The sequence below is a fragment of the Prevotella sp. P6B1 genome (assembly GCF_000702825.1).
GTDB lineage: Bacteria > Bacteroidota > Bacteroidia > Bacteroidales > Bacteroidaceae > Prevotella.
Genome location: NZ_JNKF01000010.1, coordinates 340,046 through 357,571 on the forward strand (window position 1 = coordinate 340,046; position 17,526 = coordinate 357,571).

17 protein-coding genes are annotated in these 17,526 nt (G+C 46.2%); 14 read left to right on the forward strand and 3 right to left on the reverse strand.

The window, feature by feature from the left end; all coding sequences use genetic code 11:
• Position 1 precedes the first annotated feature (1 nt).
• The 3 genes from prfB to T495_RS0102435 are packed head-to-tail and all read left to right on the forward strand — an operon-like array spanning position 2 to position 1,825.
• Complete coding sequence (gene prfB / locus T495_RS0102425) at positions 2-1,126, forward strand: peptide chain release factor 2 (RefSeq protein WP_028902686.1); 1,125 nt, start codon at positions 2-4, stop codon at positions 1,124-1,126.
• A gap of 27 nt (positions 1,127-1,153) precedes the next feature.
• Positions 1,154-1,309 carry a hypothetical protein gene (locus T495_RS16015; RefSeq protein WP_033147446.1) on the forward strand — a complete coding sequence of 52 codons (156 nt, stop codon included), beginning with the start codon at positions 1,154-1,156 and terminating at the stop codon, positions 1,307-1,309.
• A complete protein-coding gene (locus T495_RS0102435; protein ID WP_033147447.1) occupies positions 1,310-1,825 on the forward strand; it encodes a CYTH domain-containing protein in 516 nt (171 codons plus the stop codon).
• Here T495_RS0102435 and T495_RS15470 read toward each other — a convergent pair.
• Complete coding sequence (locus tag T495_RS15470; RefSeq protein ID WP_028902683.1) at positions 1,770-2,165, reverse strand: hypothetical protein; 396 nt, start codon at positions 2,163-2,165, stop codon at positions 1,770-1,772. The two genes, T495_RS0102435 and T495_RS15470, sit on opposite strands and share 56 nt — an antisense overlap.
• Before the next feature lie 73 nt (positions 2,166-2,238).
• Between T495_RS15470 and T495_RS0102440 the strand changes: the two genes are divergently transcribed.
• From T495_RS0102440 to lgt, 9 genes are all read left to right on the forward strand, one after another.
• Positions 2,239-3,606 carry a sodium-dependent transporter gene (locus T495_RS0102440; protein ID WP_028902682.1) on the forward strand — a complete coding sequence of 456 codons (1,368 nt, stop codon included), beginning with the start codon at positions 2,239-2,241 and terminating at the stop codon, positions 3,604-3,606.
• Positions 3,606-4,958: a sodium-dependent transporter gene (locus T495_RS0102445; RefSeq protein ID WP_033147448.1), complete on the forward strand. Its 1,353-nt coding sequence runs from the start codon at positions 3,606-3,608 to the stop codon at positions 4,956-4,958. The genes T495_RS0102440 and T495_RS0102445 overlap by 1 nt, the downstream gene beginning before the upstream one ends.
• Entirely contained in the window at positions 4,955-5,851 is an 897-nt protein-coding gene (locus T495_RS0102450) for a helix-hairpin-helix domain-containing protein (RefSeq protein WP_028902680.1), read from the forward strand. Before T495_RS0102445 ends, T495_RS0102450 begins: the two co-directional genes overlap by 4 nt.
• Before the next feature lie 82 nt (positions 5,852-5,933).
• Positions 5,934-6,119, forward strand: coding sequence for a twin-arginine translocase TatA/TatE family subunit (locus T495_RS0102455; protein ID WP_028902679.1), 186 nt, complete (start codon positions 5,934-5,936; stop codon positions 6,117-6,119).
• Positions 6,120-6,129: 10 nt separating this feature from the next.
• The gene (gene tatC / locus T495_RS0102460) at positions 6,130-6,858 is read left to right on the forward strand and encodes a twin-arginine translocase subunit TatC (protein ID WP_155993428.1); all 729 of its coding nucleotides are present in this window, start codon (positions 6,130-6,132) and stop codon (positions 6,856-6,858) included.
• A 16-nt stretch (positions 6,859-6,874) separates the two neighbouring features.
• Positions 6,875-8,359, forward strand: coding sequence for a 4Fe-4S binding protein (locus tag T495_RS0102465; protein WP_033147450.1), 1,485 nt, complete (start codon positions 6,875-6,877; stop codon positions 8,357-8,359).
• Positions 8,360-8,388: 29 nt separating this feature from the next.
• Complete coding sequence (locus tag T495_RS0102470) at positions 8,389-9,795, forward strand: aldo/keto reductase (RefSeq protein WP_028902676.1); 1,407 nt, start codon at positions 8,389-8,391, stop codon at positions 9,793-9,795.
• Positions 9,796-9,869: 74 nt separating this feature from the next.
• Positions 9,870-10,970 carry a redox-regulated ATPase YchF gene (gene ychF / locus T495_RS0102475; RefSeq protein WP_013064510.1) on the forward strand — a complete coding sequence of 367 codons (1,101 nt, stop codon included), beginning with the start codon at positions 9,870-9,872 and terminating at the stop codon, positions 10,968-10,970.
• Entirely contained in the window at positions 10,967-11,818 is an 852-nt protein-coding gene (gene lgt, locus T495_RS0102480) for a prolipoprotein diacylglyceryl transferase (protein ID WP_033147451.1), read from the forward strand. Before ychF ends, lgt begins: the two co-directional genes overlap by 4 nt.
• Positions 11,819-11,915: 97 nt before the next feature.
• Here the strand turns inward: lgt and mutS are convergent, their stop codons facing one another.
• Positions 11,916-14,540 (reverse strand): DNA mismatch repair protein MutS, encoded by a 2,625-nt coding sequence (mutS, locus tag T495_RS0102485; protein ID WP_033147452.1) that lies wholly within the window; start codon positions 14,538-14,540, stop codon positions 11,916-11,918.
• 112 nt (positions 14,541-14,652) lie between these two features.
• On the opposite strand from mutS, the gene T495_RS0102490 reads away from it, so the two are divergent.
• Positions 14,653-15,600, forward strand: a complete 948-nt coding sequence (locus tag T495_RS0102490; protein ID WP_051651803.1) for an LD-carboxypeptidase — start codon at positions 14,653-14,655, stop codon at positions 15,598-15,600.
• Here T495_RS0102490 and T495_RS16255 read toward each other — a convergent pair.
• Positions 15,597-15,719 (reverse strand): hypothetical protein, encoded by a 123-nt coding sequence (locus T495_RS16255; RefSeq protein ID WP_255347575.1) that lies wholly within the window; start codon positions 15,717-15,719, stop codon positions 15,597-15,599. The genes T495_RS0102490 and T495_RS16255 overlap by 4 nt on opposite strands.
• A 515-nt stretch (positions 15,720-16,234) precedes the next feature.
• Here T495_RS16255 and T495_RS0102500 point away from each other — a divergent pair.
• Positions 16,235-17,284, forward strand: coding sequence for a hypothetical protein (locus T495_RS0102500; protein ID WP_033147454.1), 1,050 nt, complete (start codon positions 16,235-16,237; stop codon positions 17,282-17,284).
• Positions 17,285-17,526: the final 242 nt, after the last annotated feature.

Genomic DNA, 17,526 nt, shown 5'->3' on the forward strand with positions numbered 1-17,526 from the left:
TATGATTACTCAGGATCAGCTGAAAAATGTTTTGGAGAGAGCGGATGCCCTGCACCGCTACTTGGAAATAGACAAGAAAAAGATTGAATACGAGGAGGAAGATCTTCGTACGCAGGCCCCTGACTTTTGGGAAGATCGCAAGCGTGCTGAAGAACAGATGAAGAAAGTAAAGGGCATCAAGAAATGGCTTGACGGCTACAAGGAGGTTCGCACCCTTGCCGATGAGTTACAATTAGCTTTCGACTTCTTCAAAGACGAGATGGTTACAGAGGAGGAGGTTGAAGACACCTATGCCAAAGCCATCAAGGCTATCGAGGACCTGGAGCTCAAGAATATGCTCCGACAAAAGGAAGACCCCATGGAGGCCGTCCTGAAGATTAACAGCGGTGCTGGTGGTACCGAGGCACAGGACTGGGCTTCAATGCTGATGCGAATGTATATGCGCTGGGCTGAAGCACACGGTTATAAGGTAACCATCTCGAACCTGCTTGACGGTGACGAAGCCGGCATTAAGAGTGTAACCATGCAGTTGGAAGGCGGCGATTATGCTTACGGCTATCTGAAGAGCGAGAACGGCGTTCACCGCTTGGTACGTGTTTCACCATTCAACGCTCAGGGTAAGCGTATGACGTCATTTGCTTCTGTTTTCGTTTCACCTCTGGTTGATGATACCATCGAGGTATATGTTGACCCTGCCAAACTCTCATGGGATACTTTCCGAAGCAGTGGTGCTGGTGGTCAGAATGTAAACAAGGTAGAATCAGGTGTTCGCCTGCGCTATTGGTACACCGATCCTGATACTGGTGAGGAAGAAGAAATCCTCATTGAGAATACGGAAACCCGCGACCAGCCAAAGAACAAGGAGCGCGCTATGACACTGCTTAAATCGCAGCTCTACGATCGTGCGATGAAGAAGCGTTTGGAAGCCCAGGCAAAAATCGAGGCTGGCAAGAAGAAAATCGAGTGGGGTAGCCAGATACGTAGCTACGTGTTTGATGACCGCCGCGTAAAAGACCATCGTACCAACTATCAGACTACAGACGTGGATGGTGTGATGGACGGAAAGATTGACGAATTTATCAAGGCTTATCTCATGGAATTCCCCGTCAATGACGAAGAACAATAACGAATAACAAATAAAATCATTAAAACTATGGCTCAAATCGCAAAAACATCAAAGTCTACTCAGAAGAAGGAGGCTTTTCAGAAGAAACAAGAAGAAGGTGGCAAGAAAGTGCTGGAGTATATCTTCGGCGCATTAATTATTCTTGCTGTACTGTTTGTGGTTTACTCTATTTTCATCTCGTAAATGAGCGGACTGGAAATAGAACGCAAATTTCTTGTAAAGAACAACGACTATAAGCGACAGGCTACCAGTAGCAGTCGCATTTGTCAAGGTTATATCTGCAGCCATCGCGGACGTACCGTCAGGGTACGTATCCGTGATAGCCGCGGATATTTAACGATTAAAGGCCCTTCTGGTGCTGATGGGCTTACGCGATATGAATTCGAAAAGGAGATTTCTTTGGACGAAGCACAACATCTGATGGACATCTGCGAACCTGGTAAGATAGACAAGACCCGCTATCTGGTACCTTGCGGCAAGCACACCTTCGAAGTTGACGAGTTCTACGGCGAGAACGAAGGCTTAGTGATGGCAGAGATTGAGTTAAGCTCAGAGGATGAAGCCTTTGAAAAACCAAACTTCATCGGTGAGGAAGTAACAGGCGATCGCAGGTATTACAACTCATGCCTACTAAGCAATCCCTTTACCGCCTGGCCCGAAAACACCAAATCAGCACACCCAGAACAGCTGCAAAAGTAACACCTGTTGCATTAGCAGCCAAGTCAAGCCAATCGCCACTGCGATGCCCAAAGGTACAGTATTCCTGTAACAGTTCCAATATACCACTCATCATGATTGGAGCCAGCCATCCCCAAAAGAACATCTTCTCATAATCAGCCTGTTTATGCTTAAAGGTATACTCTATCCATACCACCATAAACGTACTGCCATACATCACCACATGCACCCATTTATCAATAAACTCCACATTGTCAAGTGGTGTTTCAGGAAAGAAGGGAACAAGAGACAGAATCCATATCAAAGCGATGCAGACCATCGACAATGGATATTTCCTTAAGAAATGAAACAAAAAACTCATATTTACTTGCAATTTCGGTGCAAAATTAAGAAATTATTTATACTTTTGCAACCAAATTAAAAGAAAAGTGTATATGTCACAACTTGAAAGGGCAAGTTTCGGTAGCAAAATAGGCGTTATTCTCGCCACGGCAGGATCAGCTGTTGGCTTGGGAAATATCTGGCGTTTCCCATACATGACAGGACAGAATGGTGGTGCCATTTTTATCATCATTTATGTGTTCTGTGTCTTACTACTGGGTATTCCCTGTATGATTAGCGAGTTTATCATTGGACGTCATGGCCAGGCCAATACCGCACGCGCTTTCCGCATCATGTCAGGTGATACTATCTGGTCGATCATCGGCTATATGGGTGTACTGACAGGATTTCTCATTTCAGGCTACTATGCAGTCGTTTCAGGCTGGTGCTTAGAGTATGTCTGGGCATCTGTTTCTGGCAGGCTATTAGGAAACCCTGAATATATTAAAGATTATTTTACTACCTTCGAACAGGATCCTGTCAAGCCAGTATTCTGGACTTTCATTATTCTGCTGGCCACTTATCTGATTATTGAAAATGGCGTACGTAACGGTATTGAGAAAGCATCTAAGCTCATGATGCCCATCTTGTTCATTCTCCTGCTGATTATTGTAGTGGCATCGTGCCTGCTGCCAAATGCAGATAAGGGTATCGAATTCCTGTTCAAACCAGATATTTCGAAACTGAATAGCGATGTTTTTTTAGCTGCCTTAGGACAGTCATTCTATTCTCTGAGTATAGCCATGGGATGTATCTGTACCTATGCCAGCTACTTCTCCAAACAAACCAATCTCACAACATCAGCTATTAACATCAGCGTTATCGATTTTATGGTTGCTCTACTGGCCGGTCTCATTATCTTCCCTGCAGCTTTCTCTGTAGGCGTCAATCCTGACAGCGGTCCCTCACTGATATTCATTACCATTCCTAATGTATTCCATCAGGCTTTTGGTAGTATCGCCAGTTTAGGATACATCATCTCCATACTCTTCTATGCCTTACTCTCGATGGCAGCCTTGACATCGCTGATGTCGCTCCACGAGGTCAGCACGGCATTCCTGGAAGAAGAGTTAGGCACCACTCGCAAACGCGCAGCGGCCTTTGTAACAATCGGATGTATACTGGTTGGAACCATCTGTTCACTCTCACTGGGCCCCTGGGAGAGCTACAAAGTGTTTGGCATGACCATCTTCGATCTGTTCGATTTTGTGACGGGTCAGTTATTCTTGCCCATTGTCGGCTTCCTCACATGTATCTTCATTGGATGGTCTGTTCCCCATAAGATTGTACGCGACGAGTTCACCAATATGGGTACACTGCGCAATGAATCCATGTTCCATCTATACATATTTCTTGTGAAATACGTATGTCCTATATGTATCTTGTTTATCTTCCTTCATCAATTTGGATTGCTTAAGTAATGGAGAATAGAGGAACATTTGGCAGCAAACTGGCTATTATTCTGACGACAGCAGGTTCAGCCGTAGGATTAGGAAACATCTGGCGTTTCCCATTTATGACGGGACAGAATGGTGGCGCCGCCTTCATTCTGATCTATTTAGGATGCGTCCTGATATTAGGTATACCTGGCATGATCAGCGAGTTTATCGTTGGACGTTATTCCCAGTCAAATGCAGCACGAGCGTATGGCAATGTTGGATTCAAGCGCGCCAAATACATTGGCTACTTAGGTATCCTGACATCAACCATTATCCTTGGCTTCTATGCTGTAGTGGCAGGTTGGTGCCTGCAATATCTCTTTGCCTCGATAACAGGCAAGTTGAATGGCGACACCAACTACATCATCGAGTATTTCAAAACCTTCTCAAGCGACCCTATACAGCCCTGCTTATGGGGCGTTGGTTTTGTACTGATAACGCATTATGTAGTAGCCAAAGGTGTGAATGATGGTATCGAACGCGCCTCTAAGTTACTTATGCCTTTATTGTTGTTGCTATTGGTCATCTTGGTTATTGCATCATGTTTACTTCCTGACGCATCGAAAGGTATCGAATTCCTGCTGAAACCCGATTTCACAAAAGTAAGCAGTAATGTATTCCTTGAGGCCTTAGGGCAAGCTTTCTTTTCACTGAGTTTAGGCACAGCTTGCTTATGCACTTACGCATCATATTTCAAGAAAGACAGTAATCTGCTGAGATCTGCCACACAGATAGCTCTGCTCGATTCAACAATAGCCATCTTAGCAGGCTTGATGATCTTCCCCGCAGCATTCTCTGTAGGCGTACAACCAGATAGAGGTCCATCGCTCATCTTCATCACATTACCCAACGTGTTCCGTCAGGCCTTTGAGAGCATGCCTGTGGTAGGGTTCATTATTTCCATCTTATTCTACGCCTTACTGGTATTTGCGGCATTGACATCAACCATTTCCATGCATGAAATTGGCACAGCCTTCTTCCATGAGGAGTTACATCTGCCAAGAAACAAAGCAACCTGGATTCTTACTACAGTCTGTGGTTTCATTACCATCTTCTGTTCACTATCTGTAGGAGCTTACAGCGAACTGCAGCTCTTTGGCATGCCACTAATGGATTTCTGCGACTTCATTACTGCACAGATCATGCTACCTGCTGGTGCATTCTTTACCAGCATCCTCGTTGGCTGGTTCGTAGAACGTCAATTAATCGCTAATGAGTTTACCAATAATGGCACACTCAGAGCCACGTTCCTCAGCGCCTATCTGTTCTCTGTCAGATATATCGTTCCACTCTGCATTCTGCTCATTTTCCTGCATCAGTTCCATATTATATGATCCGCGAATTCTTCTATCTACAGAAGTCCGACCGCAAAGTCATACTCACATTGCTGGTTGCGATAGTAGCGATATTCGCCATGATATATATTGCTGGAGATTATGAGACAGAGGAAACAGCACAACAAAAGGAAACTATCACATCGCATACCAACAAGAGCTACAGCTATGCCAGCTATAAGCCCAAGAAGGTAGAACGATTTGCCTTCGATCCCAATACAGCAGACAGTAGCCAACTGCTACGTTTAGGTTTACAGCCTTGGCAGGTTAGGAATATCTACAAATACAGAGCGGCAGGAGGCATTTACCGTAAACCGCTTGATTTCGCCAAGCTCTATGGACTAACAGTAAAACAATATCGTGAATTGGAACCATATATTCATATCTCCAGCGACTACCTGCCTGCATCCATATTATTGGAGAAAGAAAAAGACCAAGTAAAATCACATCATCAGAACATACCTAAGGACACAGCTGCTACTCAGTATCCCAAGAAGATTAAGGCTACTGAACACATCGTGCTGAATACAGCAGATACCACTACTTTGGTAACCATCCCAGGCATTGGTCCTTACTTTGCACGTAAAATTGTGCAGTATGGCAATCGGTTAGGAGGATATATCAGTGTTGATCAACTCGATGAGATAGAAGACTTCCCCATAGAAGCCAAGAAATACTTAGTTATCAATAATCCCACACTCAAGAAACTAAACGTAAACCAATTGTCGCTCAATGAGCTGAAGCGACATCCCTATATCAATTTCTACATGGCAAAAGCTATTGTAGATTATCGCCGCCTACATGGGACCATTCATTCTTTGAACGAATTACACCTTATCAAAGACTTTACGCCTGAGGTCATTCAGCGTCTTACGCCGTATGTTGCGTACTGATTTGTTAATAAATCATAGCGAATGATAGTTGATTCAGGGAAATATCGTATATTTGCAAAATAAACTAAAAAACGAAAGAAAGATGTTTGGATTAGGATTCCAGGAGATACTGGTTATTGCATTGATTATTTTGCTGCTCTTTGGCGGCAAGAAGATTCCCGAACTGATGCGTGGCCTTGGCAAAGGCGTAAAAAGCTTCAAGGAGGGAATGAACGAGGTTACAGACGTGAAGAAAGAGGTAGAACAGGACGAGAAGAAGGATGCGTGATACACCCACAATGACGTTCTGGGATCATCTTGACGAACTGCGTGGGGTGATTATCAGAGTGTTGGTGGTAACGGCTTTAGGCGCTGCTGTTGCTTTCTGCCTGAAGGATGAACTCTTTGCCATCGTACTGGCACCACGCTCCAGCGATTTCATCACCTACCGACTATTAGGCGTAGAACCATTCTATGTTCATCTGATGAACATCGGACTCACAGAGCAGTTCATGGTTCACCTGAAAACGGCCTTCTATGCAGGCGTTCTGGTGGCTTCGCCCTATATCATCTACCAACTCTTCCGATTTGTATCACCAGCGCTCTATGACAACGAAAGGAAATACGCCACAGCATTGGTGTCGAGTGGTTATCTGATGTTTATGTTGGGCACACTGCTCAATTACTTCTTGATATTCCCACTTACAGTAAAGTTCCTTGGAACCTATCAGGTAAGCGAAGATGTGGCGAATATGCTTACACTACAATCGTATATGGACACACTCATTATGATGAGTCTGGTGATGGGCATAGTGTTCGAACTGCCAGTAGTTAGTTGGCTGCTTGGAAAGATGGGACTTATCAATGCTGGCATGATGCAAACTTGGCGCAAGCACGCAGTAGTAGCGATACTAGTTGTTTCGGCCATCATCACTCCAACTACTGACGCCTTTACACTCTTTGTGGTGGCTCTACCCATTTGGCTGCTTTATGAATTCAGCATTCTTATTGTAAGATTAACGAAATAAAACAAATACTTATCTTATGCTTCGCAAAATCAGAACTATCCTTGCAGCGGTGTTCTTTGTACTTATCACCCTGCTGTTCCTGGACTTTACTGGGACGCTTCACCATTGGCTATCATGGATGGCGAAGATTCAGTTCCTACCTGCTGTAATGGCTCTCAACGTTGTAGTCGTTGTAGCACTCGTGTTACTAACACTCGTCTTCGGACGAATCTATTGCTCTGTAATCTGTCCTCTTGGAGTATTCCAGGATATTCTGGCCAGATTGCGCAGAAAGAAGAACAAGTACAGCTATTCTAAAGAAGTACGATGGTTGCGATACCCCATGCTGGTTGTATTCATCATAGCTGGTGTTGCAGGCATTGGTTCGCTGTTTCAATTGCTGGCTCCTTACAGCAGCTACGGACGCATTGCTACTATGCTCTTCCAGCCCCTTTGGAAGATGGGTAACAACCTGCTGGCTGTATTGGCCGAGCGTGCTGACAGCTATGCATTCTATACCGTTGATACATGGATGCGTTCATTGCCAGTATTCATCATCGCAGCAGTTACCTTGGTGATTCTTGTTGTATTGGCTTGGCGAGGTGGCAGAACATATTGCAATACCATCTGTCCTGTAGGAACCATACTGAGTTTCTTCGCTCGATTCTCATTCCTGAAAATCCACTTCAACGAGGATAAGTGCAAAAACTGCTCACTCTGCTCTAAGAACTGCAAGGCTGCCTGCATCGATTTCAAGACACATACTGTAGATTACAGTCGCTGTGTGGTTTGTGGCAACTGTATTGATAGCTGTAAGTTTGGTGCACTGAAGTACACAGCTACCAAACCATCAAAGAAAGCAAAACAAACTGAAGATGCCAGCACTATCGATACATCAAAGCGCTCGTTCCTACTGGCAACAGCTTTGGTTTCAACAGCTGCTCTGGCACAGAAGAAGAAGGAAAAGCTGATGGATGGTGGATTGGCAGAAATCGAAGATAAGGTAATGCCAGAGCGCCAGACACCGCTCACACCTCCAGGCTCGCTCTCATTCCAGAATCTGGCCACCCGTTGCACAGGTTGTCAACTCTGTGTCTCAGAGTGTCCAAATCAGGTGTTGCGCCCTTCTTCCGACTTGATGCACCTGATGCAGCCCACCATGTCGTACGAACATGGCTATTGCCGCCCAGAGTGTACACGCTGCTCTCAGGTTTGTCCTGCAGGGGCTATCAAGCCTATCGACAAGGACGAGAAGACCTCTGTTCAGATTGGTCACGCCGTATGGATTAAGAAAAACTGCGTGGTACTGACTGATGAGGTGGAGTGCGGTAACTGTGCCCGCCATTGTCCTTCTGGTGCTATCGAGATGGTTCCACTCGATGAGAACAATGAGGAATCACCCATGGTTCCAGCTATCAACGAGGCAGCTTGTATTGGCTGCGGCGCCTGTGAGTATGTTTGCCCGTCTCGTCCGTTCTCAGCTATTTATGTTGAGGGACACGAAGTACACAAGCACATTTGATGATTTAATCATTTTCATTTTGACGTTTTATGGAAAAAAAGAATATATCACGCCGTTCTTTCCTGAAGCTCTTCGGAGCTGGATCAGTAGCTACTGCAGCTACCCTTGCTGGATGCAAAAGTGGCAATAAAGCAGGTAGTCAGGCAAAAGAAGAATACAGAAATCAGGTTGAACCACCTGTTGGTCAGATGACCTATCGCATTAATCCCAAGACTAAGGATAAAGTATCAATCCTGGGCTATGGCATGATGCGCTTACCCTCCAAAGTTGACAATAGTGATGAGTTCGATCAGGATATGATCAACAAGCAGATCGACTATGCCCTGGCGCATGGCTTGAACTACATCGATACATCACCCGTATATTGTCAGGGAAAGTCTGAGCGTTGTACAGGTATCGCCCTGAGCCGCCATAAGCGTAGCGAGTACTTCGTGGCTACCAAACTTTCTAATTTCAACCACGACTACTGGTCGTTCGAGAAATCGAAGGAGATGTACCACAACTCTATGAAAGAGCTGCAGGTTGACTATCTCGACTACTACCTGCTGCATGCCGTAGGTGGCAGTATGGAGGAGTTTAACGGGCGCTATGTGGATAACGGCATCATGGACTATCTGCTGAAGGAGCGCGAGGCAGGTCGCATTCGCAACCTTGGATTCTCGTTCCATGGCAAACAGGAGGTGTTCGACGAGGTATTGGCCCTCGACGAAAAGTACCATTGGGACTTTGTACAGATAGAGCTGAACTATCTGGATTGGGACTATGCCAACGAGATCAGTAAGAGTAACGTAGATGCCAGCTACCTCTATGCCGAACTGCAGAAGAAAGGCATTCCCGCAGTTATTATGGAGCCGCTGTTAGGAGGCCGATTGGCCAACCTGCCCCAGTATCTGATGACAGAACTGAAGAGTCGTGACCCAGAGCGTAGTGTAGCTTCATGGGCCTTCCGCTATGCAGGCACCAACGAGGGTGTACTTACCGTATTGAGCGGTATGACCTATATGGAGCACCTGAAGGACAATCTGTTGAGCTACTGTCCGCTGAAACCGCTTACCGAAGAGGAGATGCGATTCCTCGACAAGGATATCGCCCAGAAGATTGTGGGCCTTGAGAATATTCCATGCAACGATTGTAAATATTGTATGCCTTGTCCTTATGGCGTAGATATCCCAGCCATCTTTGTACATTACAACAAGTGCAAGAACGAAGGTTCACTACCAATGGGAGTAGGGGATAGTGAGTATCGCAAACATCGTCGCCAGTATCTCATTTCGCTGGATAGGGTAGTACCTCGCGATCGCCAGCCCGATCATTGTATCCAGTGCGGTCAGTGCGAGCCACATTGTCCGCAGAGCATTCGCATTCCACGCGAACTGGCAAAGATTGATGAGATGATTGAGAGCTTGAAGCGCAACCCAGAGAGCCCAGAAGTATAAAAAGAATAAATAAATTTGGTTTTTTGCTCACTTAATCGTACCTTTGCACCCGAAATAAACGTTTATAGAAGAAAATGGCATTAAAATGTGGTATTGTGGGACTGCCAAATGTGGGCAAGTCTACCTTGTTTAATTGTCTGTCGAGTGCGAAGGCTCAGGCAGCAAACTTTCCTTTTTGTACAATCGAACCCAATGTGGGTGTCATCACTGTACCTGATGAAAGACTGACCAAACTCGCTGAGCTGGTTCACCCAGGACGTATCGTTCCTGCTACCTGCGAGATTGTAGATATTGCTGGTCTCGTAAAAGGCGCTTCTAAGGGCGAGGGACTGGGTAATAAATTCCTTGGAAACATCCGCGAAACCGATGCTATCATCCACGTGCTGCGTTGTTTCGAGGACGAGAATATCACGCACGTTGATGGCACTATCGACCCCATCCGCGATAAGGAGATTATCGATACAGAACTTCAGCTGAAGGACCTTGAGACTATCGAGAGCCGCTTGGCTAAGACCGAGAAGGCTGCAGCTGCTGGTAATAAGGACGCAAAGATCGAGGCTACCGTACTGCACGCTTATAAAGAGGTGCTCGAGCAGGGTAAGAATGCCCGTATCGTAGAGTTCGAAAGCAAGGACGAGCAGGATTGCGCTCGCAATCTGTTCCTGCTTACTTCAAAGCCTGTGCTTTACGTTTGCAACGTAGGCGAGACTGATGCCAAGAGCGGTAATGCCTTTACCAAGAAGGTAGAGGAGCTGGCTAAGGAGGAAGGCGCTGAGACTATGGTCATCGCTGCTAAGACAGAGGAGGATATCGCTGAGCTCGAGAGCTACGAAGACAAGCAGATGTTCCTTGAGGAACTCGGTCTCGAAGAGAGTGGTGTAAACCGTCTGATTAAGAAGGCCTACGCTCTGCTTAACCTCGAGACCTTTATCACCGCTGGTGAGATGGAGGTCAAGGCCTGGACCTATAAGAAGGGCTGGAAGGCACCACAGTGTGCTGGTGTTATCCATACCGACTTCGAAAAGGGCTTTATCCGTGCCGAGGTTATCAAGTACGACGACTATATCCAGTATGGCTCCGAAGCAGCTGTACGCGAGGCTGGTAAGCTGGCCGTTGAGGGTAAGGAGTACGTAGTACAGGATGGCGACATTATGCATTTCCGCTTTAACGTATGATGAATCTACTCAACTATATCCTTTGGGATCCAGACCTGATAGCTTTTAAGTTGGGACCTATTCCACTTCTAGGCACTATTGCAGTTCGCTGGTACGGACTGATGTGGATTATCGGCTTGGCTCTGGCCTACTTCGTGGTTCAGCGCCTCTACAAGGAGCAGAAGATTAAGGACGAATATTTCGACCCACTCTTCATCTATTGTTTCTTTGGCATCCTGATTGGTGCCCGTTTGGGGCATTGCCTATTCTACGAGCCCGATTATTTCCTGACTTCTGCCAAAGGATTTGCAGAAATGATACTGCCTATCCGATTTCTGCCCGAAGGAGGATGGAAGCTGATAGGCTATGCAGGATTAGCCTCGCATGGCGGAACTTTAGGACTGATGATTGCCCTCTGGATGTACGTGCGCAAAACCAAGCTGGGCATCTGGACGGTACTCGATAATATCGCCATTGCCACAGGTACCACAGCCTGCTTTATCCGCTTGGGTAACCTGATGAACTCAGAGATTATCGGCAAGATAACAGACGTGCCCTGGGCATTCATCTTCGAGAAGGTTGATGCCGTTCCACGCCATCCAGGACAGCTGTACGAGGCCATCGCCTACGCCATCCTGTTTGGCATCATGTGGTTCCTCCACAAGAAGATGCCACAGAAGATTGGTACCGGCTGGTACTTCGGCTTCTGCCTGACGTATATCTTCACCTTCCGTTTCTTCATCGAGTACACCAAGGAGATACAGGAAGCCTTCGAGGCATCGCTCCCCATCGATATGGGACAGATACTCTCTATCCCCTTTATCATATTGGGAACATATTGTATGATAAGGGCTAATAAAAAGGCTTAATAAGACATTTCACTGGTTTCAAACATAGAAACTGCCAGTTCCTTGCGGGGGAACTGGCAGTTTCTTTATTGGGAACTAACTGTTTCCAGCAAGGAAATTACTTGCCCGAAACTATCTTTTTAATGTCATTCAGCTTATTGAGAGCCTCTAATGGAGTGAGGTTATTCACATCGAGACCTAAGATTTCGTCGCGAACCTGACAGAGCACTGGGTCATCGAGTTGGAAGAAGCTTAACTGCATACCCTCACGCGAACCAGCAATCTCCTTAGTAGGCTTACCAGCAGTGCCTACTTGGGCATTGTCGCTCTCCAGCTGCTTCAGAATCACGTTGGCACGCTTCACGATACTGCGAGGCATACCAGCAATCTCTGCCACATGGATACCAAATGAGTGCTCACTGCCACCACGCTCCAGTTTACGCAGGAAAATCACCTTACCATCCACCTCTTTCACTGATACGTTGTAGTTCTTGATACGACTGAAGTTCTTCTCCATCTCGTTCAGCTCGTGGTAGTGGGTAGCAAACAGCGTACGAGGCTTTCCTTTGGCACTCTCGTGCAGATATTCCACTATCGCCCATGCTATCGAGATACCATCGTAGGTACTGGTTCCACGACCTAACTCGTCGAAGAGCACCAGTGAGCGCGAAGAAACGTTGTTCAGGATGTTCGAAGCCTCAGTCATCTCTACCATAAAGGTTGATTCACCAAGCGAGATGTTATCACTGGCACCAACACGGGTGAAGATTTTATCCACCAGACCGATTCTGGCGGCTTCTGCGGGCACGAAGCAACCTATCTGGGCCAACAGTACTATCAAAGCCGTTTGACGCAACAGCGCCGATTTACCAGCCATATTCGGACCTGTAATGATGATAATCTGCTGGCGCTCGTTGTCGAGCAGGATATCATTGGGCACATAATATTCGCCAAGCGGCAGTTCCTGTTCGATAACAGGGTGGCGGCCTTGCTTGATATCGATAACCTCCGACGAGTCGATCACTGGGCGGATATACTTATTCTCCTCAGCCGCCTTGGCAAAGCTGAGCAAGCAATCCAAGCGTGCGATGATATTAGCATTGATCTGTATCTGAGGGATAAACTCCTGCATACTCAGAATGAGGTCGTTGAAGAGCTTAGCCTCCAGACTCAGAATCTTATCCTCAGCACCCAGAATCTTCTCTTCATACTCTTTCAGTTCCTGAGTGATATAACGCTCAGCCTGAGCCAGTGTCTGCTTGCGAACCCACTCAGGGGGCACCTGCTCCTTATAGGTATTGCGAACCTCAAGATAGTAGCCAAACACGTTGTTATAACCTATCTTCAGGCTCTGAATACCTGTCTCCTGAGCCTCGCGCTCTTGTATCTTCAGCAGATAGTCCTTACCTGAATAGGCAATCTGGCGCAGTTCGTCGAGTTCCTGACTGACACCGTCGCGAATCACACCTCCCTTGGCCACCAGCTGTGGGGGATCGTTCTGAATCTCCTTTTCGATACGGTCGCGCAGCGATTCACACAGATTCAGCTGCTCGCCAATACGGTTCAATGTTTCGTTCTTGGCATACAAACAGGCTGTCTTGATGGGCTGGATGGCCTGCAAAGCAGTCTTAAGCTGAACCACCTCACGAGGCGTTACACGCCCCACAGCAGCCTTACTGATGATACGTTCCAAGTCGCCGATACGATGTATCTGGTCATCGATGCACTCGCGGAACTCTGGCTCGCGATAGTAATACTCTACCACATCCAGTCGCTCGTTGATAGGTTTTTCGTCCTTCAGGGGGAACACCAGCCAGCGGCGCAGCAATCGACCACCCATGGGACTCACCGTCTTATCGATCACATCGAGCAGCGACTTACCATCCTCCTGCATGGGGTAAACCAGCTCCAGACTGCGGATAGTGAACTTATCCAGTCGCACGTACTTATCCTCTTCGATACGAGAGATAGATGTGATATGTCCTATCTGGGTGTGCTGCGTCTGTTCGAGATACTGCAGAATGGCTCCTGCTGCGATGACTCCCGATTGCAGATGGTCCACACCAAAGCCTTTCAGATTCTTCACATTGAAGTGATGAAGCAGTTTCTGCTTGGCAGTCTGGTCGGTAAACACCCAATCGTCCAACTGGAAGGTGAAGTATTTGGCACCGAAATTGCGCTCAAACTCCTGCTTCTTATTGCGATCGAAGAGCACCTCCTTTGGCGAGAAGTTGCCTAACAGCTTCTCTACATAGTCAGCCGTTCCCTCACCTGTCAGAAACTCACCCGTCGAGATATCAAGAAAGGCCACGCCCAGACTCGACTTACCGAAATGGATAGCAGCCAGGAAGTTGTTCTCCTTGTAGTTCAGCACATTGTCGCTCATGGCCACACCAGGTGTCACCAACTCGGTAATGCCTCGTTTAACCAGTTTCTTGGTCAGTTTGGGGTCTTCCAGCTGGTCGCAGATTGCCACGCGCTTGCCGGCACGAATCAGTTTGGGCAGGTAGGTATCGAGGGCATGATGCGGAAAGCCAGCCATTTCATCGCCTTTCCCGCCAGCACCGTTACTACGATGCGTTAAGGTGATACCTAATATCTTCGAGGCAGTAATGGCATCTTCGCAATAAGTCTCATAGAAGTCGCCACACCTGAACAGCATAACTGCATCTGGGTGTTTCGCCTTCAAATCGAAGAACTGTTTCATCATCGGGGTTAGCTCTTTCCCTTCACTTTTTGCCATAACTTCCTAAATTTTAATCTGAGCGGCAAAGTTACTCCTTTTTTCGCAAACAGCAAAATTTTCTACTTAAATAATTGTTATGTTCGCGTTTATTTGTATCTTTGCCAGCAAGATGAAGAAACTCGTTATGATATCGCTCATGCTTGGCTGGACGCTTATGCTTTCAGCCCAGTATCTGCATCCAGGCGATACCATCGCGATTATCTCGCCTTCGAGTGCTACTGATACCGCTACCATCAATGGTGGCATCCGCACCTTGGAGAAGTGGGGCTATCCATGCGTGGTAGCGCCCAATGCGCTCAACAATTATCATGGTTTTGCAGGCACTATCGATGAGCGACTATCCGACTTGCTATGGGCTTTACGCTCACCATCCATCAAGGCCATCATGTGTTCACGAGGCGGCGATGGCGCAGCCCATCTGCTTTCTCGCATCTCATTAGATACCCTCCGAAAGTATCCTAAGATGATCATCGGCTTCAGCGATGTAACGGCATTGCTATGTGCTGAAGCCAGAGCCGGCGTGAAAGGTATTCACGGTTCGATGTGTTATGCTTTGAAAACCTACGAGGGTAACGATACCGTGAGTCAGGCCTTGCGACGTATGCTGGCTGGCAATCTGCCAACCTATCGCGTGGCTCCTCATCCCTTAAATGTCATTGGTAAGGCCGAAGGCACGCTTGTGGGTGGCAATATGAGCGTATTCAACGATCTGGCTGGCTCTGATTTCGACCCGCTTTTTCTCGATGGAATCGTGCTATTTATTGAAGATACAGGCGAGGGGATGAGTAAAGTAGACCGCATGCTGCATAACATCGAGATACGAGGTTTACAGAAACACATCCGAGCCGTTATCGTAGGTCAGTTTAATAAGTACAAGCATCCTGAGAATGGCTTCGACGATATGTACGCCTTGCTCCACGAGTACCTACAGCATTGGCACATCCCCGTATGCTACGATTTCCCTGTAGGTCATGCACACCTCAAAAACTTCCCACTCCTAACAGGCGCCAAGGCCACATTAGAAGTGAGAAGCAATGAAGTTGTGCTATATTATTAAAGTCTGGTTTGGCGAACCACGATAGCTATGGCCACCAGGAGCAGCACTATGCCTACAATGACAGCACTATCATATTTCTGGTTATCGTAATATGTTCCACTCGTCTCATACAGTCGCATCGCTTCATCGGCATGCGCTGTAAGCGCCCAAAAACATCAGGATAAGGCTTAATATTTTTTTCATTCTCTTTCTTCAGATATAGTTTTCAAGTTGCAAATATACTGCAAACAGACGAATCTACCAAAACTTTTTTCCATAAAACCGCCTATAAATATAAATCAGAAGTAAACCATTACGAAAAAAGTCGTAACGAAGTTTTTCGTAACATGCAAACTCTTATAAATCAGCGCTTTAGATAGTATAAGAATAAATAAAAATCTATTTTCTTTCTTGTCATATTTCAGAACAATAAATCATGGAATCGGAGAAACTTATTATTTACTCCGATTTCCGTTTTTTCTCTATTTTTCTTGCCGGTATCGGCAAAAAATTGCATATTATGAAGCATTACTTGCGTAAAATCTTGCCGATAGATAATAAAATAATAGGGATTTCCCCCATTGATTATAGGGATATTATTTGTTGTGTTTTGACGGAAATGAATACCTTTGCACCAAAAAACAATCATAAAGGTATGAAAACAACTCATTTCAGGAGAATAATCTGTATTGTGCTTACTACCTTCTCTCTCGTCTCTTGCAGCAGTAATAATGAAGATATCGTAGATAATAACGACCCTACTAACAAGGGCGAAGTCCCTGTACCCGAAGAGGAAACCATCACCAACCTATCGGCTGATCTGCCTCTTGCGGCAAAAGAATACCTGGGCTCAGGCTACGACATAACAGGAGCGTATCTTAGTAACGAATGCCTGCGTGAGAATGTAATCGACCTGAACAAACTGGAACCTGACCAGATAACATCGATTGTAGCTAATAGTGGAACAGGAAGTCTGGTAAGTGGCATTGGATATTCATGGACTTTCTTGGATGGCTTGCGTAGAGCACAAGGATTTACACTCGAGGGCGAACCAGGCGACGTTTATTTCGCTGGTACTTTAACAAACAATCCTTTGTTTAAGGATAGCAAGGAGCGAAGCGACAACTACTCGTTTATGATGTATATGGATAGATATACTGTATATGAACAGAAACTGCTGATACCGACAGAACGATATATTGACCGCATACTGACTGACAAATTCAAGCAGGCACTTGAAAACGAAAGTGCTGAACGTATTGTGGAACGATTTGGCACTCATGTGCTCAAACGTGCACTTATGGGTATGAACATCCTATCTCTATACCGTTCTGGTCTGAAAGAAAATACAAGCGATGAGGATCGCTTCTTATGTAGCATGTTCCGTCGTATGAACGAGGTATATAGCCCTGTCTATTGGAAAATTGTCGATTCGAAAGCTACAAAGGGCGGCGCACTATCAGTACAATGTCATGGTGGCAACGCGCAAAGGCTTTCGGCAGACTTCGCTAAACTCATGCTCACCCCAGAAGAGTCATCGAAAGCCATCGCAGAATGGTGGAACCACGCAAACGACGACCATCTGTCGCTTGCATTGCTGAGTGGCGACGATGTAGTACCTATCTATAAGCTGATTACTGATGAAACGAAAAGAGCTGAGGTACAACGCGCTGTCAAGGCTTATATTCATAGTCATCAGCTGTAAGGAATATCTTCCCTAAGGAGGACTCGAGTCCTTTAGTAGGAGGACTGCAGTACTTCCTAAGGCGTACTGGAGTCCTATCTAATAAGTACTCATGCCACCATTAATGGTGGCTATTTCGCTTTTTTGCAAAAACATCTCAACATCTCACTCAAATCTTCTGAACTCCTTATAAACACAGGACTTCCGGATAAGTGAGGTGTTTGACCAACACCTCACTCAACTACTCACCCAATACCTCAATT

Bases quoted from the DNA above. Each gene is read 5' to 3' on its own strand.
- T495_RS0102440 (WP_028902682.1), top strand. From the start codon at position 2,239: ATGTCACAACTTGAAAGGGCAAGTTTCGGTAGCAAAATAGGCGTTATT.
- T495_RS0102465 (WP_033147450.1), top strand. From the start codon at position 6,875: ATGCTTCGCAAAATCAGAACTATCCTTGCAGCGGTGTTCTTTGTACTT.
- T495_RS16255 (WP_255347575.1), bottom strand. From the start codon at position 15,719: ATGCGACTGTATGAGACGAGTGGAACATATTACGATAACCAGAAATAT.
- prfB (WP_028902686.1), top strand. From the start codon at position 2: ATGATTACTCAGGATCAGCTGAAAAATGTTTTGGAGAGAGCGGATGCC.
- lgt (WP_033147451.1), top strand. From the start codon at position 10,967: ATGATGAATCTACTCAACTATATCCTTTGGGATCCAGACCTGATAGCT.
- T495_RS16015 (WP_033147446.1), top strand. From the start codon at position 1,154: ATGGCTCAAATCGCAAAAACATCAAAGTCTACTCAGAAGAAGGAGGCT.
- T495_RS15470 (WP_028902683.1), bottom strand. From the start codon at position 2,165: ATGAGTTTTTTGTTTCATTTCTTAAGGAAATATCCATTGTCGATGGTC.
- T495_RS0102435 (WP_033147447.1), top strand. From the start codon at position 1,310: ATGAGCGGACTGGAAATAGAACGCAAATTTCTTGTAAAGAACAACGAC.
- mutS (WP_033147452.1), bottom strand. From the start codon at position 14,540: ATGGCAAAAAGTGAAGGGAAAGAGCTAACCCCGATGATGAAACAGTTC.
- T495_RS0102470 (WP_028902676.1), top strand. From the start codon at position 8,389: ATGGAAAAAAAGAATATATCACGCCGTTCTTTCCTGAAGCTCTTCGGA.
- T495_RS0102490 (WP_051651803.1), top strand. From the start codon at position 14,653: ATGAAGAAACTCGTTATGATATCGCTCATGCTTGGCTGGACGCTTATG.
- ychF (WP_013064510.1), top strand. From the start codon at position 9,870: ATGGCATTAAAATGTGGTATTGTGGGACTGCCAAATGTGGGCAAGTCT.
- T495_RS0102455 (WP_028902679.1), top strand. From the start codon at position 5,934: ATGTTTGGATTAGGATTCCAGGAGATACTGGTTATTGCATTGATTATT.
- tatC (WP_155993428.1), top strand. From the start codon at position 6,130: ATGACGTTCTGGGATCATCTTGACGAACTGCGTGGGGTGATTATCAGA.
- T495_RS0102445 (WP_033147448.1), top strand. From the start codon at position 3,606: ATGGAGAATAGAGGAACATTTGGCAGCAAACTGGCTATTATTCTGACG.
- T495_RS0102450 (WP_028902680.1), top strand. From the start codon at position 4,955: ATGATCCGCGAATTCTTCTATCTACAGAAGTCCGACCGCAAAGTCATA.
- T495_RS0102500 (WP_033147454.1), top strand. From the start codon at position 16,235: ATGAAAACAACTCATTTCAGGAGAATAATCTGTATTGTGCTTACTACC.